This is a genomic window from Methylomonas sp. LL1, assembly GCF_015711015.1.
In the GTDB taxonomy this organism is placed as follows: domain Bacteria; phylum Pseudomonadota; class Gammaproteobacteria; order Methylococcales; family Methylomonadaceae; genus Methylomonas.
In genome coordinates this window covers 598,357-616,304 of the sequence record NZ_CP064653.1, presented here as the reverse complement: position 1 = coordinate 616,304, position 17,948 = coordinate 598,357, and the positions used below count along the sequence as shown (strand labels likewise).

Sequence of the window (17,948 nt, the reverse complement as noted above, 5' to 3'; positions counted from 1 at the left end):
TTGCCTCCACAATTGGAGCACACGATGAAAAATAGAACCTTACACAACGCATTTCCCATCGTCGCGGCCGCCATTGGCAATCGCTTTGGCGTCAAAGTCAGTGTCGGTGGCGATCAAGCCTATACCGATGGAAAATCGATTCAACTGCCGGCCTATGAAGGTGACGATCCGGATTACCAGGATGTTGCCTGGGGGTTGTTAGCCCACGAAGCGGCGCATATTCGCTATTCGGATTTTACGTTACGTTATGGCAAATCGGTATTACGCCGGCGCCTATGCAATGCGATTGAAGATGTCCGCATCGAGCATGAACTGGCCAAGGACTTTCCGGGTACCCGGCTGACCATTCGCACGGTGATCGAAAAGATGATAGCCAAAGGTGACTTTGTGGCCAACAGTATCGACGATCATCCTGCCAATATTCTCTACAGCTTTGTATTGAAAAGTTTGCGTGCACGGGTGTTAGGTCAAACGGCCTTATTGCCGTTGGTCGAACTGACAGAAGCGGCGCTGAAGGCGAAGTTTCCGAAAGGCGCCGTGACCCGGTTGAAAGGCTTGTTGTCTGAAGTACCGGAAGGATTGCAATCGGAGTCCGATTGTCTGCACTTGACCGACCGTATCCTGACCATGATTGAGCAGGAGTTCGAGCAACAACGGCAGCGGAATCAGGCACGACCACAGGGCGATCAGGAAACCACGCCTCCTGGACTGGATGAGACCGATCAGGATGCTGAATCAGCCGATTCAAATGATACCGAAGACCCCAATTCCAAGGATGACAAGGACGCCGATGAACGTTTACCCAATGACACTGATGATGAATCGTCTTCAGAATTCGGTGGTAATGATGCATCGAATCCGGAAAATCCTGACGATGAACCGGCAACGCCATCCGACAGTTCGACATCCGACCCGCAAGGTGAAGATGAGGAAAATGCGGAGATTGCCGATCCGATGGGCGTCTTGCAAACCCTATTGTCCGCCGAAGACGCTGACATCGAGCAGGATCTGTTTGAGTCGCTGAAATCGGCGTTGTCGTTAGCCGCGGAAAACGTATCGGAACTGCTGATGCCCAGTGGCCTCGAACCGCCCATGGATGAGCTGGCCGGTGCGTTTTTACTGCGCAAAGTGCAAGGCGAATCGGGAAAAATCCGTGCCGCGCTGCAAGGCATCGTGCAATCGCAAACCCTGAGCCGCACGCAACACGCCTGTCGTGGCCGGCGACTGGATGGCAAGCGTTTGCATCGGTTGCCGCTCGGTGAAACCAAGCTGTTTCAGCGCAAAGATACCAAAGCGTCACCGAATACGGCGATTCATTTGTTACTCGATAAATCCGAAAGCATGGGTTATCCAGTCACCGATAGCCAAGGCCAACCGGTGGAATCGCGAATGCCGATTGCATTGGAAGCCACTTTGGCCTTGGCCTTGGCATTCGAAGGCATTCCGGGGGTTAATCCCGGCGTCACCGCTTTTCCAGGGCGCCAGGATGATTCGGTATATCGATTGCTGGAACATGGCCAACGTGTGAACGCTCGAACCGGTGCCTTTTCGCTGACGGCTACCGGCAGTACGCCGATGACCGAAGCAATTTGGTTTGGTGCGGCGTCACTGCTGCGTTGCCGAGAACCGCGCAAAGTGCTGATGGTAATAACCGATGGTCAACCCAACGAGTCACTGAGCACGCTGGAACTGTTGCAGCGCTGCCGCGATAGTGGCATTGAAACGATTGGCGTAGGATTGGGCTTGGATGTCAGTCATTTGTTTCCGATTGCCATCGCCATCAACGATCTATCAGAGCTGAGAGCGCAATTGTTCGAGCTCTCGAAAGCGGTGTTGTTAGCGGCGTAATCCTCAGTCCGTTATCCGTAGCCCAATCCTTGGCTTAATGCCTTGGATTATGGCTACGGGTAGCTGATTGCAACCGCAGTTTGTCGAATGCACTCAATTCCTGGAGTCCATTCGACAAGCAGACATTTCATGCGTTCTTTTCGAAGAATGCTGAATCCGACTTCGGTCGGCGTTCCGCCTTAGGCGGCGAGCACGTTAAACCGTGATCGTGTCGGGTGCGTTAAGCCCGATGTAAAGCGCAGGGGTATTAACTGCTGCAAATCAAAACCCGCTTCGGGCGACCATCGCCCGGCCGGGTGCTGTTCATTCGAAGTGTTTTCGTTAATTTTTGCTAGGAGAACTTCAATGAACTTTATTTTCGGCGTCATTATTTTGGCGATGTTTATCCTCGCCTTGCGGGTAATCTGGGCAACGGCATTGCAACTGCTGAGCGCATTGAAACAAACGGCTCAAGTGTTGCACCGCTATCGTGCGCAGCGTTTGGTGCGACACCGGCTACCGGTGATCAGGCCCCAAATTCGTCATGAGGTGGATTGGTTGGCCATGTCCGAATCGGTGCGTCAGGAAATTCAGACACGCAATCACGCTGTCAATCGTGAGGCTGTCCGACTGGAAGCACAATTACAGGCCAAGTTAAAAACCATCGAGATCTATGAGGCGGATATTCAAATCGCCAAGCTCGAACGAGAATTATTGAAGATCAAACCAGTGATCGAAAGTCCCGAGCCTGAGGTCAAAAAACCTCGGCGCTCGAAAAAGCAATCGGTTGCGGTAGCTGGTGTAGAAACTCAGAAAGTTTCGCATCAGGTCTCCCAATTACGGGCAGCACTGAAAGGCAACGGTTTATCCGTGCCGGTCAGTGAGTCTGTCCGCCATTGAAAACCGCAAGCGTCGCACCGGTTTGTGTCATTACGGTGCGTACCGGCCTGGCCAAATCAATTTTGGGTTCGTTGAAGCGAAAGCCCTCCGGTAATAGCGCTTGGAGATCCTCAAAGGTTTCCCGTCGCAATTGTCGGATATTGCTCAACAACGTCCAAGCTCGCTTCGGATCGTCGATGTTTTGCAAAACATCGGCTTCCGCGGCATCCAACTTGGTCAAAATGGTTTTGCAAAGATTTAACGCATTCAGTCTGGGATCGAGTGGTATCGCCATCGATTTTCGTACTGGTTGCGTGCTCTCCGTCCGCTTAGGACTGAGGAAATAAAAAATGCGCAAAATATCGTCAAACATGGCTATTTCTCGGCTTTTTAATGAGTTTTGGCCACCATATACCGATTTTTGCGCAAATTCAACCCCGCTGTGCGAGCCTATTTTCGGCCTTAATCAGCATTCTTTACCTGCAGGAACACCATCCTGCCGGGTGGTCGTTCCTGCGTTTTTTGGAGGACACGACCATGAAAACAATCAACCAACCCAGCGTTGGCGCAACCCCTACCGGAAACAGCGCGGTTTGCTATCTGAACCAGTACCGCTGCCCTTACTGCCAGACCGAATGGGAGGATGTGTGGGATTGCGCCTGTAACGATCGCTGCCCGGACTGCAACAAAGAGATCGAGCCATATGAAAGCGCATTGATCGAGAGTGAAGCGGCGGAAACCGGATCACCAGCCGAAAACTCCGCCTCAGCCAATGTCACGGCGGTGGGAATGAATCGGCTCTTCGTAGTCTCCTACGAAATCGACTATGTGCACCGGGTGTCGGTGGGTATCACCGCGGATAGTCCCGAAGCGGCACAACAGCTTGCCGAGCAGGCATTCAATGACGCCACGATTTGGGATGACACCGCCGCCATGCCGTTATTGTCCGATGAGTACCTTGAGTCGGGCGATGAAAGCCTGGTCTGGGAATGCGTAGCCGTCGCCCGGTTGCCGGAACCGGATCATTCGGTACGGCAATTGAAGAAGGAACAATCGGCCATGCGGGTTTGCCAGGGTTTGATTGAAGCCTATCAACAAGGTGAAACCAACGGAGGCAGTATCGATTGGGAGGATTTGGATCAGTTAATCCCTCTGGCATTACAAGCCTTGGGAAAACCTGCACTGGGCATCCAATCCTAAAAACTGCGCGCTAAAATTTTTATGCGCACAATTTGTACAAGCCTGAGTTAGCCCAGTCACTCGATTCGGCGCTCATTTTTATCCACCCACACGGGAATGTCCTATTCCCGCTGGGGAATCGTGATGTTTCCGTTTTTTCATTGAGGACAACATCATGAAACACATCTTTGAACACACCTTCGGCACGGGTCATTGCATCCAGTATCAGCGCTTGCCATCCGGTACCTGTTACCACGCCGATACACCGGAACCGGTGGTTGAGTTGTTGGAACAGCTTCGCCAAAGCCGACGCAAAATTCGACTGTATTACGGCGATACCCAAACCGGTCAATCCTGGTTCGATGAGCATGATGTCATAGGCTGGATTGGTCGCTCGACCGGCACAATTAAAGTGCCGCTGTTGATCGAACCCGGCGATATCGGTGGTCCAGCATTACTGGATCATTGCATCGTCCGTATCGACAGTCCCCGCCAGGTGCTTTACCAACATGCCGAGTTTTGGGTTGGCGAGGTGGAACTGGTCAGAGGCGAGCGTAAACGCTTGCCCTGGGAAATCTGGATCGACGGCAGCGTGCATGCCCGGTTCAAAGTCAAAACCGAAGCCCGGCAGTACCAGGACTTCATTCAAGGTAAGCGGTTTGCGTTGATCTGACGCGCCGTTTACCGAATCACCGCGGGCCAAGCCGAGTTTTTAATTTACCTTCATAGAGTCCTCCAAGGAAGCTGATGAATGTGATTTTCATAACTTCGTGGTGGTCAACACGGCTGATAAACCTACGGATGCAATGCAACGGTTGTTGCCGACTTTCGGTAGTTATCCGGCGTTGTTTTCCAGGACCTTTCAAATCATGCTTGGCAATAGTGGCGATGTCGTCACCGTTGCGGAAATGTCGTCGAACCCCATTCAGACCAATGAATGACCGCCGCTGTATAAGCGCATGGCATTTTGGTGTCGATTTCTGGCGAACGACAACTTAACAAGCACGCTTTCGACGCATTAATGGCGACAGATTTAGCATTTTTAGCGAAGTTTGCTCTGCCGACGGTCAACGTTTGCAGGTGTCGCTGATGACTCTTTGCACATTTTTGACAACCCTTCCGGAGAAAGTCCACCCCGGAAGGGGATGGCTTTCTCCAATTTTTAAGATTCGGGAGAAAGCCCATGTTATACATTCGAGGAACCAATAATCGTTACCGTATGGCCGATGAACAAGATGTCATCTTAGAGGCCATTCAGATCTACAACCGCAACTTCAGTCGAGGCGAAGCCTTGACCAGTCCGGACAAGGCGAAGAACTGTATCAAATTGAAATTGGCGCCGTACGAGCACGAAGTATTTCTGTGTCTGTTCTTGGACAATCAACATCGCGTCATCGCTTGCGATGAATTATTCCGGGGCACTATTGATGGCGCTAGCGTTTATCCGCGCGAAGTGGTCAAAGCCTCGTTGCACTATAATTCATCGGCTCTGATCATGGCCCATAATCACCCGTCCGGCATTAGCGAGCCCAGTCAGGCCGATCGTGCAATTACAGCAAAACTTAAAGAGGCCTTGGCCTTGATTGACGTTCGTGTGCTTGATCACTTCATCGTCGGCGAAACTGTGTATTCATTCGCTGAACATGGCTTGTTGTGAAAAGTTATTGGCGCCGAGACTATTCCTCGGTATCCAAGGCAAGCGTATGTATCAAGGAAGTTGAACAATGAACTCGCCATTGGTAACCATGAAGGCTGCGTCGATACGACTTGGTAAAATGATATAAAACCCACATCGCCCCAGAATCAGGAGCTAAGCTTGCTCTGGTTTCTGGGGCGATATGGGCACGATCCTTGGTTGCAACTCTAGCTAGCTATGCCTGCTGTATCTTACTGCGGCCTTTTATCGGTTTATCCCTTAACGCAGACAACTTGTTTTAGGGTATGCAAGATCTCTGTCAAATCGTTTTGGTTGGCCATGACCTGGTCGATGTCTTTATAAGCGCCAGGGATTTCATCGATAACGCCTTTGTCTTTACGACAAATGACGCCGACCGTTTGATTAACCAGATCAGTCTCAGTGAAAGCTTTCTCGGCAGCCGTCCGGCTCATTTTACGGCCAGCACCGTGTGCACTGGAGTTAAAGCTTTCTGGATTGCCTTTTCCACGGACAATATAGGACTTAGCCCCCATGCTGCCAGGCACAATGCCCAAATCTCCTTCTCTTGCTCGAATCGCACCTTTTCGAGTGACCCAGACATTGGCACCATAATGATGTTCATGGGCTACATAGTTATGGTGGCAATTAACCACTTCAGTGGTCACTTCGAAAGCCGGTAAATGGCGCGCCAACGCCGACAGCACCAAATCCAGCATACACTGCCGATTTTGCATCGCATATTCCTGCGCCCAATGCACAGCCTCGACGTAATCGTCAAAATGCTCGGTACCTTCCGGGAAATAGGCCAAATCCCGGTCGGGCAAATTGATCATCCAGCGTTCCATATCCTTGCGGGCCAGTTTTATGAAGTGATCGGCAATGGCATTACCAATACCCCGACTGCCGGAGTGCAGCATGACCCACACTTGGTCGAATTCGTCGAGACAGACCTCGATGAAATGATTGCCACCACCGAGTGATCCCATCTGGTTCATCCATTTGGAAAACTTGCCAAATGATTTTAGAAGCTCCGGGTGACGGTCGGTAAGACGATTTAAACCAGGTTCAAAGGGTTGTACGGCATCGACCAGCACACGATTGTCCGCATGTTGTGCACGACCCACTGGCACATCGCGGGTAATCTGATCGAAAACTTTTTTCAGTGATTTTTCATCCAGGTCGTTCGCGGTAATCGACAGCCTGGCGGCAACCATGCCGCAACCAATATCGACGCCTACTGCGGCCGGGATAATGGCTTTATGGGTAGCGATGACTGATCCGATTGTTGCACCAAGCCCCAAATGGACATCCGGCATGGCTGCTATATGGTGGTGAATAAATGGCAACTTTGCGATGTTGCCCAATTGTTCCATTGAGCGATCATCCACATCATCAGTCCAAATTTTGACTGGCACGTGATTTTCTGTCATTACTTTCTTTATTGGCATATTTATTCCTAATAAACCTCATTACGAAGTTTGGTAATCAGACCATTACCTCTGGACTTCCATTAAATTTAATAATCAGTTTCAGTAACATGCATTGCCGTTCATGCCAACTGGACTTCAATAAATGCTCGAACAAAATCTCCATAGGCATCGTTAAACGGCAACTCAAAATCTGTTTTCAGGTTACGGCGAAAGGTTGTCGTTTCTGAATTGGCATGTGGATCAAAACCTTTTTTTTCAATTTGCTGCCAATAGACCCCACATCCACGCTTTTGCCAGGCAGGGAGGTCGTTAAAGTTGGTGCCGGCAGCAAAAAGCAGATCATGTTTTTGGGGGTTGCTCAAACCCTTTAATGCCAGTGCTGCACTCTCGGCATTTTGGCCCTGCTTGCGTAAAGTCCAGTAGCAATGCCCATTCAAGCAATTGCGTGCCGCATCCTCCATGCGCCAACGAAAATAGTCGACTACCCGATTAACGGTGGGCAATAACGACAATCTGGCATCGAAAGCCGCCAGATCACCAAGGCCCAAAGAAAACTTAGCACTGGCTTCACCTGACAGTATCGATATGAACTTGCGCTCCTTGCGCGAAAAGCTGTCCTCATCGGGATGAAGCAACATCGATATTTCATCACTCTGGGTGTAACCATAAATAGCCCGGAACCCACAGCCCATAAGATGTCGGGTTGTTTCCAGCATCAGATCACGGAAGCGGGTGTCATAAGGCGCTTCAAAAGGATGCTTGTTGCGGGTAAGACCTGTGAAGCTTCGGCCATCGAGCCGAGCCACGATATATAATCCGGGGAGCACGCAGTGGTCATGATTGGTTTCAAATACTCGCATCATGGTGTCAAGTTCATCAAAGCGCATGTCGCTTTTCCTCAATATTTAATCCGTCAGACGTCACCGTCACGAGCCAGATTTCATCAAACCCCTCATCGAATGACAGTGATTGAAACTTGGCGGCAGTCGCGTAGATGGCCTTTTCCGGAACTCGTTTTTTACCCACTCGACTTGCGTTTCGGCTAATCGCGATAGCGGCGGAAATTTGAAATTCGATGCCGACCACTTTGAATCTCGCGGCTTTGGCTTTGGTTATGTAACGCTCGCGATCAGCCATCAATGGATTGGTTGCGTCGACTACAAACGATTGTTTGGCTTCTAAACAGGCTGCGATCAGCAATTTTTCCCTATGCCGGGTCCTCAGCATGTCGTAGTTGATCCGAATATGCGTATCCCAATATTGATCCCGAGAAAACGTGCTTTTACCAGCACCCTGAATGCCTGCGAGGATGATCGCTTCCATGTAATGGCGCTAATTCATTGCTTTTCAGCAAAGTTAAAAATGGCTAACGCTTTGTTCACACTCACTAAGGGCAACGTGAGTTGCATCGACTAAAGCGAACACTTGCTCAGGCCACTGATCTGTTGTCATGCCCTCAAGCGCCACGATAATTTTTTCTGCCAGATCGAAATCGACATCAGGCGTGCCGACTTTTGTAGTGCCTATCAACCGATTCTGCATCTGCAGAACGGTCGCCTTCAGACCTTGGATCAATCCTTGAGACTTATCCAGGGACTGGTGAACATCCAGTTTCGATATTACATAGAGGAAAGCCTCCACGACTGTTGCCTCTGCGATTGGCCGGCCGTCCTCATTGCCAAACGTAAACTCCAGCCAATCAACGACCCAGATACCCAGTCCCATTCGTCGTAGTTCCCGGTATGACTTCGGCCAACCGGTCAAGGGTGTGGTGCTGAGCCATTTACTGGCGCCCAAAGGTGTCAATCCTGTGTAATGATCGGATTCAGACCAATATCGACTGTCACGATGGTCAATTGTCCGACCACTCGTTCTCAGAAAAGCGGGGACATCAAGGTAATCCAATGAGGCATCACTCACCGAACTCACTCTTCTGCACATCAAAGGCCTTGATAAGTCAGCCGATTGGTAGGCAGCCGATATTGGCGGTGGCGGCGCCATTGAAAACAACACGGATCCAGCACCACCCCAGCCGGCGGAAACCATCTGAGCTACTTTGTGCAAGTCCGGCATGTCCACCGGTTTTTCAGCCTCATCCCGCTCATGCACCAACAAGAAATTGGTTTTGTCCGTCACCAACTGATAGGCGACAGCTAATGGTGTAGCCTCTGAATTAACGTCAGCCGATTGAAACCTGATCGCCGCTGCCATCCGGGATAACGTTGGGGCATCCAGTAATTCTCCTTTAATATGGGCGCAGGCAAACTCTTGTGGGGCCGCATCAACACCCCATTTACCCAATAAGCGAACCTTACCTTGAGGCGCAGATGCGAAGAATCCGAAAACATTTACCGTATCGCCATCGAAAATCGATGGCGGCATAGGGGAAACCCATTGTGGTTTTGCACCTTCCGGCCATACCACTGACACCTCCGTTAATTGCGGAGAACGTAAACGAGCAAACATTCTGATAATAGCGGGTTCAACCGTTTCACCGGGAGCTACAAAATCACAAGCGCCGCCGGTCGCTTCGGCAAGTCGACGCAAGTGGCTTTCCGCAGGACTACTGCCGATACCCACCACAAACAAGCGATGACCGGACTCTTTAGCGGACTCAATGGTGCTGTCGATAGCGCTAATTTCACCATCGGTAATGATCAAAACATCGCTCGTAGCCGTCTTAGCCAAATTAAACGTGGAAATCAACGCAGCTTCCATTTCAGTACCGCCCAGGTCAGCTTCCAAATCGCCCACCCAGCGCTGTGCTGCCAATCGCGTGGCATCCGTTAATGTCCAAAGTCCACGGGAACGATGGACCACGTTACTTCCAAACCGGGACAACGAAAAATGATCGCCTTTACCCAATTGCTTGACGATAGCCTGTAACGCTCGACGGGCCGCATCCATGCTGTCACCTCCCATGGAACCCGAACAATCGACCAGTATTTTCACAGCCGTATTATTCGGCTCACCGGCTGATATGCGAGGGCAAAAACTGGCCAGTACAGCCACACTATCGGACTGAGCATAATCCCGCGCAGCCAGCGCCATGGAGGTATGGGCTAACTTGTCCAGAATCAGAACAAAGTCTCGGTCCAGCGAGCTTTCACGAGCCAACGTGACCGTCAATACGCTACCCATTTCAGTACTGCAAAAATTGACGGCGACGGGGTGACTGGGCGATGCCACGCGCGCCTGTGCCAATTCGCCATACAGGCGAAGTTCCAGGTTAAAAGGATATTCAGCCAGCAAGCTATGCGTGGGTGCTTGGTGAGGCATCAGCCCACCATCCTGTTCGTCATCGCCATAACGAGGTGCAATCACGGTAGGGATCAATAACCGAAGCCCTTGCTGTTCAAACTGCATCGTCCGCGCATAACGCAAGGTGATGACGCAGTGTTCATGGGCAGCAAGGTTGCCGAGATTCAGGCTATAACTGAGGTCATGATTTTTCTCCAGCATGATGGCGGCGTTGCCTTCCGATAAGGCTTCTTCATACCCGGCTTCAGCCTGTGTCTTCTCGATCACAGTACCGCTCAGCTGTTTATCGCCCAGAAGCACATCGATACCGAGCAAAACGGCACCCCAAGGCAACGGGAATGTATAGACCACCTCAAAGTTACGTTGGGTTGGGTTATAAAACCGCTGTTCAATGCTGGCTTCGAATAACAAGCCGCGCAATTCGCCCGTCAGTTTTACCCCTGACAACATGACCGGTTGGCCATCTTGCGTTTCCAAACGCGCACATTCGCGGTTATCCATAGTCTTGCCCTCTCGGTTCTTTTTGTTGTTCCAGTTCTGTTTGTTCGCCACTAACCTGCGCGTAAACGGCCATCACGCCTTTGACGAAGCCTCGCACTTGCTCGGGCGACAGTCCTGCACGACTCGGTTCAATCACGATTTCGACACCATCCGCCACCAGAAGATGACTGCGTACTTCAATGGAGCCAATCGCCCTTGATCTGGGTGGAATCGGTGCGTCATTACCCTTGAGCAATTCCCGAATGCGCTCCAGTGATACGCCGGCAGCAGACCATTTCTTGATTAACAGCAACTGTTCCAGGTGCTTTGCGCCATATCGTGCTGCGCGGGTTTCCCCTTCAGGTCTATCCACTAGTCCTATCTGAACGTAATAGCGAACCGTCCGGGGCGATAAATCGGCTAGCACACAAAGCTCCGTTAGCGGATAACTGGGTGTTGATGGCTCATTGGGTAATGTCATGGATTTATTAAAACACTATCACTGTTTCAAAACAAGTGTATTAATAATGCAAGCTTCACTTGTCAGCACTCAAGTCGCCTGATCGGTGTGCTAATAACGACAGTCGCCCCGAGAAACGGTTGCCCAGCCTGGGGAACACACTACTTGGATTCAGGCTCAAATAATGAGCCCAACAGAATCGTTTATGACTCGAACTGAACGCTTGTTACGCATAGTCCAATTGTTGGCATCGTAAAGTCAGTGGCCAACACTTAATCTTGGGCATTGGGGTAATATTGTTGAAACTTGAACTAGGCTACCAAGCACATGAATCGCACGGAACGCTTCTATAAAATTGAACAAATCCTTCATCACCGCCACATCGTGCCTCTTGCCGTCTTTCTGGAAGAACTGGGCATCTCCCGCGCGACCTTCAATCGCGACATGGAATATCTGCGTGATCGTTTGCATGCGCCGATCATTTGGGACCGGGAGGCTGGGGGTTATCGTTTCACCGACAGCGAAAACATCAATACCACGTATGAATTGCCGGGACTATGGTTCAGCGCCGGCGAGCTCTATGCATTATTGGCTGTTCAGAAACTGCTGACCGACATAGAACCTGGCATCCTGGCTCGTCATATTGCACCGCTGCAGACCAGACTAGCGGATTTGCTGGAGGCGGGGGGCCAACCCTCTGCCGAAATCGCCGAGCGTGTGCGCCTGTTAAGCATGGCAAAACGCACCCTGCAACCACGCTTTTTTACGGAAATCGCCACTGCCGTATTCAATCGACAACAGCTCGACATACGGGCCTGGAATCGTGGTCGTAACGAAATCAACCCACGCCGGATTTCACCACAACGCCTGATTCACTACCGAGACAACTGGTACCTGGACGCCTGGTGCCACTGGCGGCAGGCACTGCGGAACTTCTCTATCGATAGCTTACAGGCAGTGTCCATGGTCGATGAGCCAGCCATCGAGATTACCGACCCACAACTGGACGAGCACTTTGCCAGTGCCTACGGCATCTTTGCCGGCGCCATTCGCGACGTGGCGGTCTTGAAATTCTCACCTGAGCGCGCCCGCTGGGTTCGCTCTGAAAGCTGGCATCCACAACAAGTGGGTGAGGATCTTTGCGATGGCAGCTACCGACTCAGAGTCCCTTATGCTGACGACCGTGAACTGCTGATGGATATTCTGCGCCACGGCAGCCATGTCGAAGTTGAGGCTCCAACCTCTTTACGAGAATCTGTCACCAACGAAGCGGCGAAGATCAGTCAAATTTACCAAAAATAGTCAGTGTCTCAGTATTTGAGACACTCAGTGTATAGGCTTACGGTGTATTTTTAACTTCACTGGATAAATTGGCGGGGCCTTTATGAAAACTGACGCGCTTACATTGCAAAGCATGCTGCAGCATCCCGAATACGGTTCTTGTCAGGTCTGCTTTATCGGTGAAGATTACATCGGTCTGCAGCTTGAAAATCAAAATGAAGTGTTGGTGCGTAAAACCGAGTTGGAACAAACCTTAGCGCAATCACCAGTAGCCTCTGTCGATTATTCCGACAAAACCACCTCGTTGCCTTTGTCCTGGCCCGATTCGACATTTAGTATCGAAACAGACGAGGTGGCGCATTATCCAGGTTCTCATTGGCAGGCATTTTTCGATGATGCCCAAGACATTTTCGGTCAGTTACCTGAGATTGTGCCCAAGGCACTGGTACAAACCGGTTATGGCGACTTTTACCCCTCATCCAATCGCACACCCGAGCATTGGCCACAAGGCGTTCAATTAGCTTGGCCGACGCGTCAGCAAGGCCTGGCCGTTATCGTCAAAAAAGACATAACCGGTAATGGTCTGGTGAGTCTTTTTCCCTTCAGCGATGCAGGTATCCAACAGACATTGATATTGCGTCGTGTATCGGTTTGGGATAGCGGTCTGGAAGCGATGATCACCGCTAGTTGGGGTGATGCCAGTATCACGTTTTTCGACAACCGCTTCCTGGTCAATCGCAGTTGGTATCAATCCGGCAAAAGCTATGAATTTATTCTGACCGGACTGGCCTACGATGCTCGCCCAGCAGAGCATGTGGAAATGAGTGTCAACCGCCACCCGGATGAAGTGGCTTGGAGCAATCGCCATGCGCAGAATGGCCAAACAGCGGAAACAACTACGATGACTATTTCTCTGGATGGGTCAGCCATGTTGTTACCGGTCAACGGATGGGATGCTGACGATTACAGCTTTCACGCCCCCATCAAAACCGTAAGCGAATTTAGCGATTGGCTCGGACAGACGGGTTGGCGTGTACGAGCCACCGTCATGCGTTTTGACGAGGATGCCGATCTGGATATCCTGATCACACGCAAGGCTTGGTCAGGCAATGAACCGCCTCAAGTCGGTCAGGACATAGAAGGCCGATTGTGGTTACAAGGTCATTTATGGTTGGCGAATCGATAGAGGAAATCTCATGAACAGACGATCCTTTTTAAGCACACTGACTGCGCTGCTGGGCGCCGGTGGTGCATCTGCAGCAACACTAAGCCTTGGCGGCCAATCGAACACCGAGCATCGTATCGAACTGCTGCGCTCGCCGATTGCCGGGTTTCAGTATCACGACGGCGAAACCGTTTGGAGCCAGCTCCGAGTGGCCGATGCCTTGCAATTGATTCGTGAAGCAGACAATGTCCATGATCCCCGAGCCGTCCGCGTGGAATGGCAAGGCCATATCCTGGGTTATGTGCCTCGCCTGGATAACGCTACCATCAGCTATCTACTGGACCACCAGCAAAATTTGCAGGCTTACATTACCGCGCTCGAAGAGTCGCGTAACCCCTGGCAACGGGTTACTTTTACCGTTCATCTGGCAACATGAAGCAGCCATGAGCGCATTAATCGGCTTGATACTGGCGTTTTTGGGATTCATGTACCTAATCTGGCGATTGTCATGCTGGATTTTTGATATTGATTCTCGACAGGACAGTTTCTGGAAATGGCTGGCAACTGGTTTGTTATTGTCGATTTTTTTCGGCGATTGAGGAGGGAACTGTGAACGAAGATTGGGACGGCGAAGAGTTGGTCGATATTGAAGACCCAAGTTTGCCGGATGCCCTGCGTGAACACGCGGGGCGGTTCAAAAATCCCGGCAAGGTCGTTATCGTTGTTGGCGATGGTGAATATGTTTTATATGCTGCCGACGGGGAATTGCTGGATTTGTGTTTTATGGGTTAACCCAAACCTATCTGCTAGCGAACAATATTGTTCAGCTATCTGAATGGCTCCACTTCGTTCGATTAGCTACTGTTAACAGGTGCTATAATCAGGTCATTACATATCTGTTAAGGTGGACAACCATGCATACAAAATTTTCTGAAGACGTGATTCCACTGACTGATCTCAAGATCAATCCCGGAAAGATTGTCAATCAAGTTAAGGAAACGCATAGGCCGGTATTGCTGACTAGCCGTGGTCGCGGTGTTGCAGTGGTTCAGGATCTGGATGACTATGAGAAATGCCAAGAAGAGCGAGAGTTCATGAAAGCCGTTGCCCAGGGGCTAATGGATGTCAAAAATGGTAGAGTCATGGATCTTGGCGAGATTAAAACTCGATTAGGCATTAGTGAGTGAAACTTTTGATTGCCGATTCGGCATATAACGATCTGGCCAATATTCAAGCCTATTACCAAGAACAAGAAGTCCCCGCAGTGGGCGAAAAGTTTGTTGCCGAAATCATTAATCACCTCGAAATTCTGGAAGAACATCCAGAGATCGGCCGTATCGTTCCAGAATTTTCCGAGCCAACAATACGTGAACTGATTCATCCTCCGTTTCGTATTGTGTACTGGCTTCAAAATCAAACCATCTATGTCATTAGGGTATGGCGTAGTGAGCGGTTATTGCAGCTACCAAATTTACAATAATACAGCCGTACGCAAAGGGGATTCAGTGTCTCGGGGAAAAGAGCATTGAAAAGTTTCCACCCCCAAAGTGTTCATGCACAGTTGATCGGCTTGTCCGGCTTAGTTTTTTCATTATTGAGCAGGCAGCGTTTCAAGCAACCCCCGATTTAGCGCTTCCAATAGTTCGAGATTTTCCTGGAATTTCAAAAGTTACAGTGCTCGGATTTGCCCAGTGTGGTAATACAGGCTGCGTGATGTTTAAACAGGCCCTTTATAGCTCAACAAATGCTATATTTATGATCGATAAAATCATTCTGTATGGATCATGATCTGGAATTGGCAACTGGCGGATTGGCCGCACTTCACCTACACCGCGACGCAGCTGGAGAATTTTGAAAAGCGCTTGTTGCTTGGCGCCGGAGTGTCATTCGGCGCGGTTAAACATTTGTCTGAAGACGACAGACGGCAGCTGACCATCGAGCTGATCAGCAATGAAGCCTTGAAAACATCAGCCATTGAAGGCGAATATCTCAACCGGGACAGCCTGCAATCTTCGATTTGCCGCCAATTCGGTTTAGTCACCGACCATCGAAAAGTCCCGCCGGCCGAACAAGGCATAGCAGAGGTTATGGTCGATCTGTACCAGCACTTTGCCATGCCAATGACTCACGAGCAGTTGTATCGCTGGCATACCTGGATTACCGCTGGTCGTAGCGACCTACAAGATGTCGGGCGATATCGAACACACGACGACCCGATGCAAATTGTCTCCGGTCCCATTTATGCGCCCAAGGTCCATTTCGAAGCGCCGCCGTCCTGCCAAATGACACTGGAAATGGATCGGTTCATTGATTGGTTTAATCGCACGGCACCTGATGGAAACACGCCCTTGCCAACCTTACAACGCGCTGGGATTGCCCATCTTTATTTCGTTAGCATCCACCCGTTCGAGGACGGCAACGGTCGCATCGGTCGCGCGATTGCCGAAAAGGCGTTGGCCCAATGCCTGGGGCAACCGACATTAATCGCGCTGGCATTTACCATCGAACGCCACCGCAATGCGTACTACACTGCCTTGGAAATGGCCAACAAGCAGATCGACGTGACTGATTGGCTGGTGTATTTCGCCGAATTGGTGATGGCCGCTCAGGATTACACCCACCAATGGATCGATTTTTTAATTCAAAAAACCAAGCTCTACGACCGCGTACGCGGACAACTGAGTCCGCGTCAGGAAAAAGCCTTGGCCAGAATGTTTCGGGAGGGTCCGGATGGCTTTACTGGCGGACTGAGTGCCGATAAATATCGGAGTATGACCGGAGCGCCTTCAGCAACAACCACTCGTGATCTACAGGATCTGGTCGCCAAGGGCGCATTGATTCGAACAGGCGAACGGAAACATACTCGCTACTATTTGAACTTAACCGGAACACTACCTTAAAGTCTGATTACCCTGCTCGCAATATCTGGCCCAGTCGGCCATGAGCTGAGATCGCTTTTCCATCAAATCCCCTCGGCGATACGCGGCCTCCGCCTGATTTTTAATCGTGTGGGCTAATGCCATTTCAACTACTTCATTGGGATAATGGGTTGTTTCAGCGGCCCAATCCCTAAAACTAGATCGAAATCCATGAACCGTCAGTTCCGGGAGGCCCATGCGTTTTAATAGTTGCAGCATGGCCATATTCGACAAACCTCTTTTTAACCCAGGAAACACAAATTCATTCGTTTTGAGTAAGCCCATCTCCTGAACGATAGCCATTGCGCGAGGAGACAAGGGCACTCGATGAGATTTGTTGGCTTTCATCCGTTCGACAGGAATTGTCCACGTCTGACTGACAACATCTATTTCATCCCAAGTTGCGCCGATGGATTCATTGGTTCGTGCAGCTGTAAGGATCGTAAATTCCAGACATCGCGCGGCTATGCCTTGTTGATTTCTTAGTTTTACAATAAATTCCGATATATCCGTGTAAGGCAATGCGGCGTGATGTTCGACATTTTGAACTTTGGATGGTTTAGGTAATATCTTGTCAAGATGACCACGCCATCGAGCTGGGTTTTCACCTTCTCGATATTTGCTTACAGTCGCCCAATCCAGCACCGTCTCGATGCGACCTCGTAATCTACTGGCCGTTTCATTTTTAGACGTCCAGATTCCTTCAAGACATTTAACAACCAGTGCCGTATCGACTTCCATGACCGGGAGTTTGCCAATGGTTGGATATGCGTACTGTTCTAAAGTATTGGACCATTGCTGAGCATGCTTAGGATTTTTCCACCCATGGCGATTAATCTCAATGTAAGCGGCGGCACATTCTGCAAATGTCATTGACTTGGCGACAGACAAATGAAGCTCGCGTTCAATTTTCCGTTTTTCCACCAGAGGATTCAGACCTTGCTTGAGCAGCTTTCGGTATTCAGATGCTTGCTCCCTGGCTGCTTCCAGCGAAATATCGCCAAAACTACCCAGACCTATCTCGGTGGCCTTTTTATTCCTGACAAATTTGAAAATCCAGCTTTTTGAAAGTGTCGGACTAACCTGTAGGTAAAGACCTCCACCATCACTGTGATAACCGGGAGTTTTGATTGTCACAACCTTGCGTGCGTTCAGCTTATTCAAAATCCGACTCATAAATCCTACCCTACTTCCTACCCTACTTTCGGCATCGGATTGGAGTATATTTTATCGAACCAAACTGGACAATAAATTTGTAACTTATCGTTTTTTAACAAGAATTTATGACAACAAAAAACGGTATCGGACTTTTGTTAGGCGGACTAGCTCTCCGCCATATTCCCTTTTCTTATCTAAGTCACTGATAAGCAAAGACCATCTTGATTTATCAGGCTCTTTCACCGCGTTGCTA

The 17,948-nt window shown here is 50.2% G+C and carries 20 protein-coding genes; 13 read left to right on the top strand and 7 right to left on the bottom strand.

The window, feature by feature from the left end; translation table 11 throughout:
• The first annotated feature begins 24 nt into the window (after positions 1-24).
• Both IVG45_RS03380 and IVG45_RS03375 read left to right on the top strand, forming a co-directional pair.
• Positions 25-1,848 (top strand): VWA domain-containing protein, encoded by a 1,824-nt coding sequence (locus tag IVG45_RS03380; protein WP_196436488.1) that lies wholly within the window; start codon positions 25-27, stop codon positions 1,846-1,848.
• Between the two features lie 345 nt (positions 1,849-2,193).
• On the top strand, positions 2,194-2,727 hold the full coding sequence (locus IVG45_RS03375) for a hypothetical protein (protein ID WP_196436487.1): 534 nt from the start codon (positions 2,194-2,196) through the stop codon (positions 2,725-2,727).
• On the opposite strand, the gene IVG45_RS03370 is transcribed toward IVG45_RS03375, so the two are convergent.
• Complete coding sequence (locus IVG45_RS03370; RefSeq protein ID WP_196436486.1) at positions 2,705-3,079, bottom strand: hypothetical protein; 375 nt, start codon at positions 3,077-3,079, stop codon at positions 2,705-2,707. The two genes, IVG45_RS03375 and IVG45_RS03370, sit on opposite strands and share 23 nt — an antisense overlap.
• A 164-nt stretch (positions 3,080-3,243) precedes the next feature.
• Here IVG45_RS03370 and IVG45_RS03365 point away from each other — a divergent pair, with 164 nt between their 5' ends.
• The 3 genes from IVG45_RS03365 to radC all read left to right on the top strand — a co-directional run bounded on the left by IVG45_RS03365 (position 3,244) and on the right by radC (position 5,542).
• Entirely contained in the window at positions 3,244-3,906 is a 663-nt protein-coding gene (locus IVG45_RS03365) for a hypothetical protein (RefSeq protein ID WP_196436485.1), read from the top strand.
• Positions 3,907-4,060: 154 nt separating this feature from the next.
• Positions 4,061-4,558 (top strand): hypothetical protein, encoded by a 498-nt coding sequence (locus tag IVG45_RS03360; protein WP_196436484.1) that lies wholly within the window; start codon positions 4,061-4,063, stop codon positions 4,556-4,558.
• 510 nt (positions 4,559-5,068) lie between these two features.
• Positions 5,069-5,542 carry a RadC family protein gene (radC, locus tag IVG45_RS03355; RefSeq protein ID WP_196436483.1) on the top strand — a complete coding sequence of 158 codons (474 nt, stop codon included), beginning with the start codon at positions 5,069-5,071 and terminating at the stop codon, positions 5,540-5,542.
• Positions 5,543-5,793: 251 nt separating this feature from the next.
• Here radC and IVG45_RS03350 read toward each other — a convergent pair whose 3' ends face one another.
• From IVG45_RS03350 to IVG45_RS03330, 5 genes are all read right to left on the bottom strand, one after another.
• On the bottom strand, positions 5,794-6,990 hold the full coding sequence (locus IVG45_RS03350; protein WP_196436482.1) for an RtcB family protein: 1,197 nt from the start codon (positions 6,988-6,990) through the stop codon (positions 5,794-5,796).
• A gap of 101 nt (positions 6,991-7,091) precedes the next feature.
• Complete coding sequence (locus IVG45_RS03345) at positions 7,092-7,859, bottom strand: tRNA(His) guanylyltransferase Thg1 family protein (protein WP_196436481.1); 768 nt, start codon at positions 7,857-7,859, stop codon at positions 7,092-7,094.
• Positions 7,849-8,295 (bottom strand): AAA family ATPase, encoded by a 447-nt coding sequence (locus tag IVG45_RS03340; RefSeq protein WP_196436480.1) that lies wholly within the window; start codon positions 8,293-8,295, stop codon positions 7,849-7,851. The genes IVG45_RS03345 and IVG45_RS03340 overlap by 11 nt, the downstream gene beginning before the upstream one ends.
• Positions 8,296-8,328: 33 nt before the next feature.
• Complete coding sequence (locus IVG45_RS03335) at positions 8,329-10,734, bottom strand: VIT and vWA domain-containing protein (protein ID WP_196436479.1); 2,406 nt, start codon at positions 10,732-10,734, stop codon at positions 8,329-8,331.
• Positions 10,727-11,194 (bottom strand): MerR family transcriptional regulator, encoded by a 468-nt coding sequence (locus IVG45_RS03330; RefSeq protein WP_196436478.1) that lies wholly within the window; start codon positions 11,192-11,194, stop codon positions 10,727-10,729. The genes IVG45_RS03335 and IVG45_RS03330 overlap by 8 nt, the downstream gene beginning before the upstream one ends.
• 306 nt (positions 11,195-11,500) lie before the next feature.
• Between IVG45_RS03330 and IVG45_RS03325 the strand changes: the two genes are divergently transcribed.
• The 8 genes from IVG45_RS03325 (at position 11,501) to IVG45_RS03290 (ending at position 16,519) form a co-directional block, all read left to right on the top strand.
• Positions 11,501-12,475 (top strand): helix-turn-helix transcriptional regulator, encoded by a 975-nt coding sequence (locus IVG45_RS03325; protein WP_196436477.1) that lies wholly within the window; start codon positions 11,501-11,503, stop codon positions 12,473-12,475.
• Positions 12,476-12,557: 82 nt separating this feature from the next.
• Positions 12,558-13,640, top strand: coding sequence for a hypothetical protein (locus IVG45_RS03320; RefSeq protein WP_196436476.1), 1,083 nt, complete (start codon positions 12,558-12,560; stop codon positions 13,638-13,640).
• A gap of 10 nt (positions 13,641-13,650) precedes the next feature.
• Positions 13,651-14,055, top strand: a complete 405-nt coding sequence (locus tag IVG45_RS03315; protein WP_196436475.1) for an HIRAN domain-containing protein — start codon at positions 13,651-13,653, stop codon at positions 14,053-14,055.
• Positions 14,056-14,062: 7 nt separating this feature from the next.
• Complete coding sequence (locus IVG45_RS03310) at positions 14,063-14,218, top strand: hypothetical protein (RefSeq protein ID WP_196436474.1); 156 nt, start codon at positions 14,063-14,065, stop codon at positions 14,216-14,218.
• A gap of 10 nt (positions 14,219-14,228) precedes the next feature.
• Complete coding sequence (locus IVG45_RS03305) at positions 14,229-14,411, top strand: hypothetical protein (RefSeq protein ID WP_196436473.1); 183 nt, start codon at positions 14,229-14,231, stop codon at positions 14,409-14,411.
• A gap of 122 nt (positions 14,412-14,533) precedes the next feature.
• Complete coding sequence (locus IVG45_RS03300) at positions 14,534-14,806, top strand: type II toxin-antitoxin system Phd/YefM family antitoxin (protein ID WP_196436472.1); 273 nt, start codon at positions 14,534-14,536, stop codon at positions 14,804-14,806.
• A complete protein-coding gene (locus tag IVG45_RS03295; protein WP_196436471.1) occupies positions 14,803-15,099 on the top strand; it encodes a type II toxin-antitoxin system RelE/ParE family toxin in 297 nt (98 codons plus the stop codon). Before IVG45_RS03300 ends, IVG45_RS03295 begins: the two co-directional genes overlap by 4 nt.
• A gap of 304 nt (positions 15,100-15,403) precedes the next feature.
• A complete protein-coding gene (locus tag IVG45_RS03290; RefSeq protein ID WP_196436470.1) occupies positions 15,404-16,519 on the top strand; it encodes a Fic family protein in 1,116 nt (371 codons plus the stop codon).
• Here IVG45_RS03290 and IVG45_RS03285 read toward each other — a convergent pair.
• Complete coding sequence (locus IVG45_RS03285; protein ID WP_196436469.1) at positions 16,511-17,701, bottom strand: tyrosine-type recombinase/integrase; 1,191 nt, start codon at positions 17,699-17,701, stop codon at positions 16,511-16,513. The two genes, IVG45_RS03290 and IVG45_RS03285, sit on opposite strands and share 9 nt — an antisense overlap.
• Between the last annotated feature and the right edge of the window lie 247 nt (positions 17,702-17,948).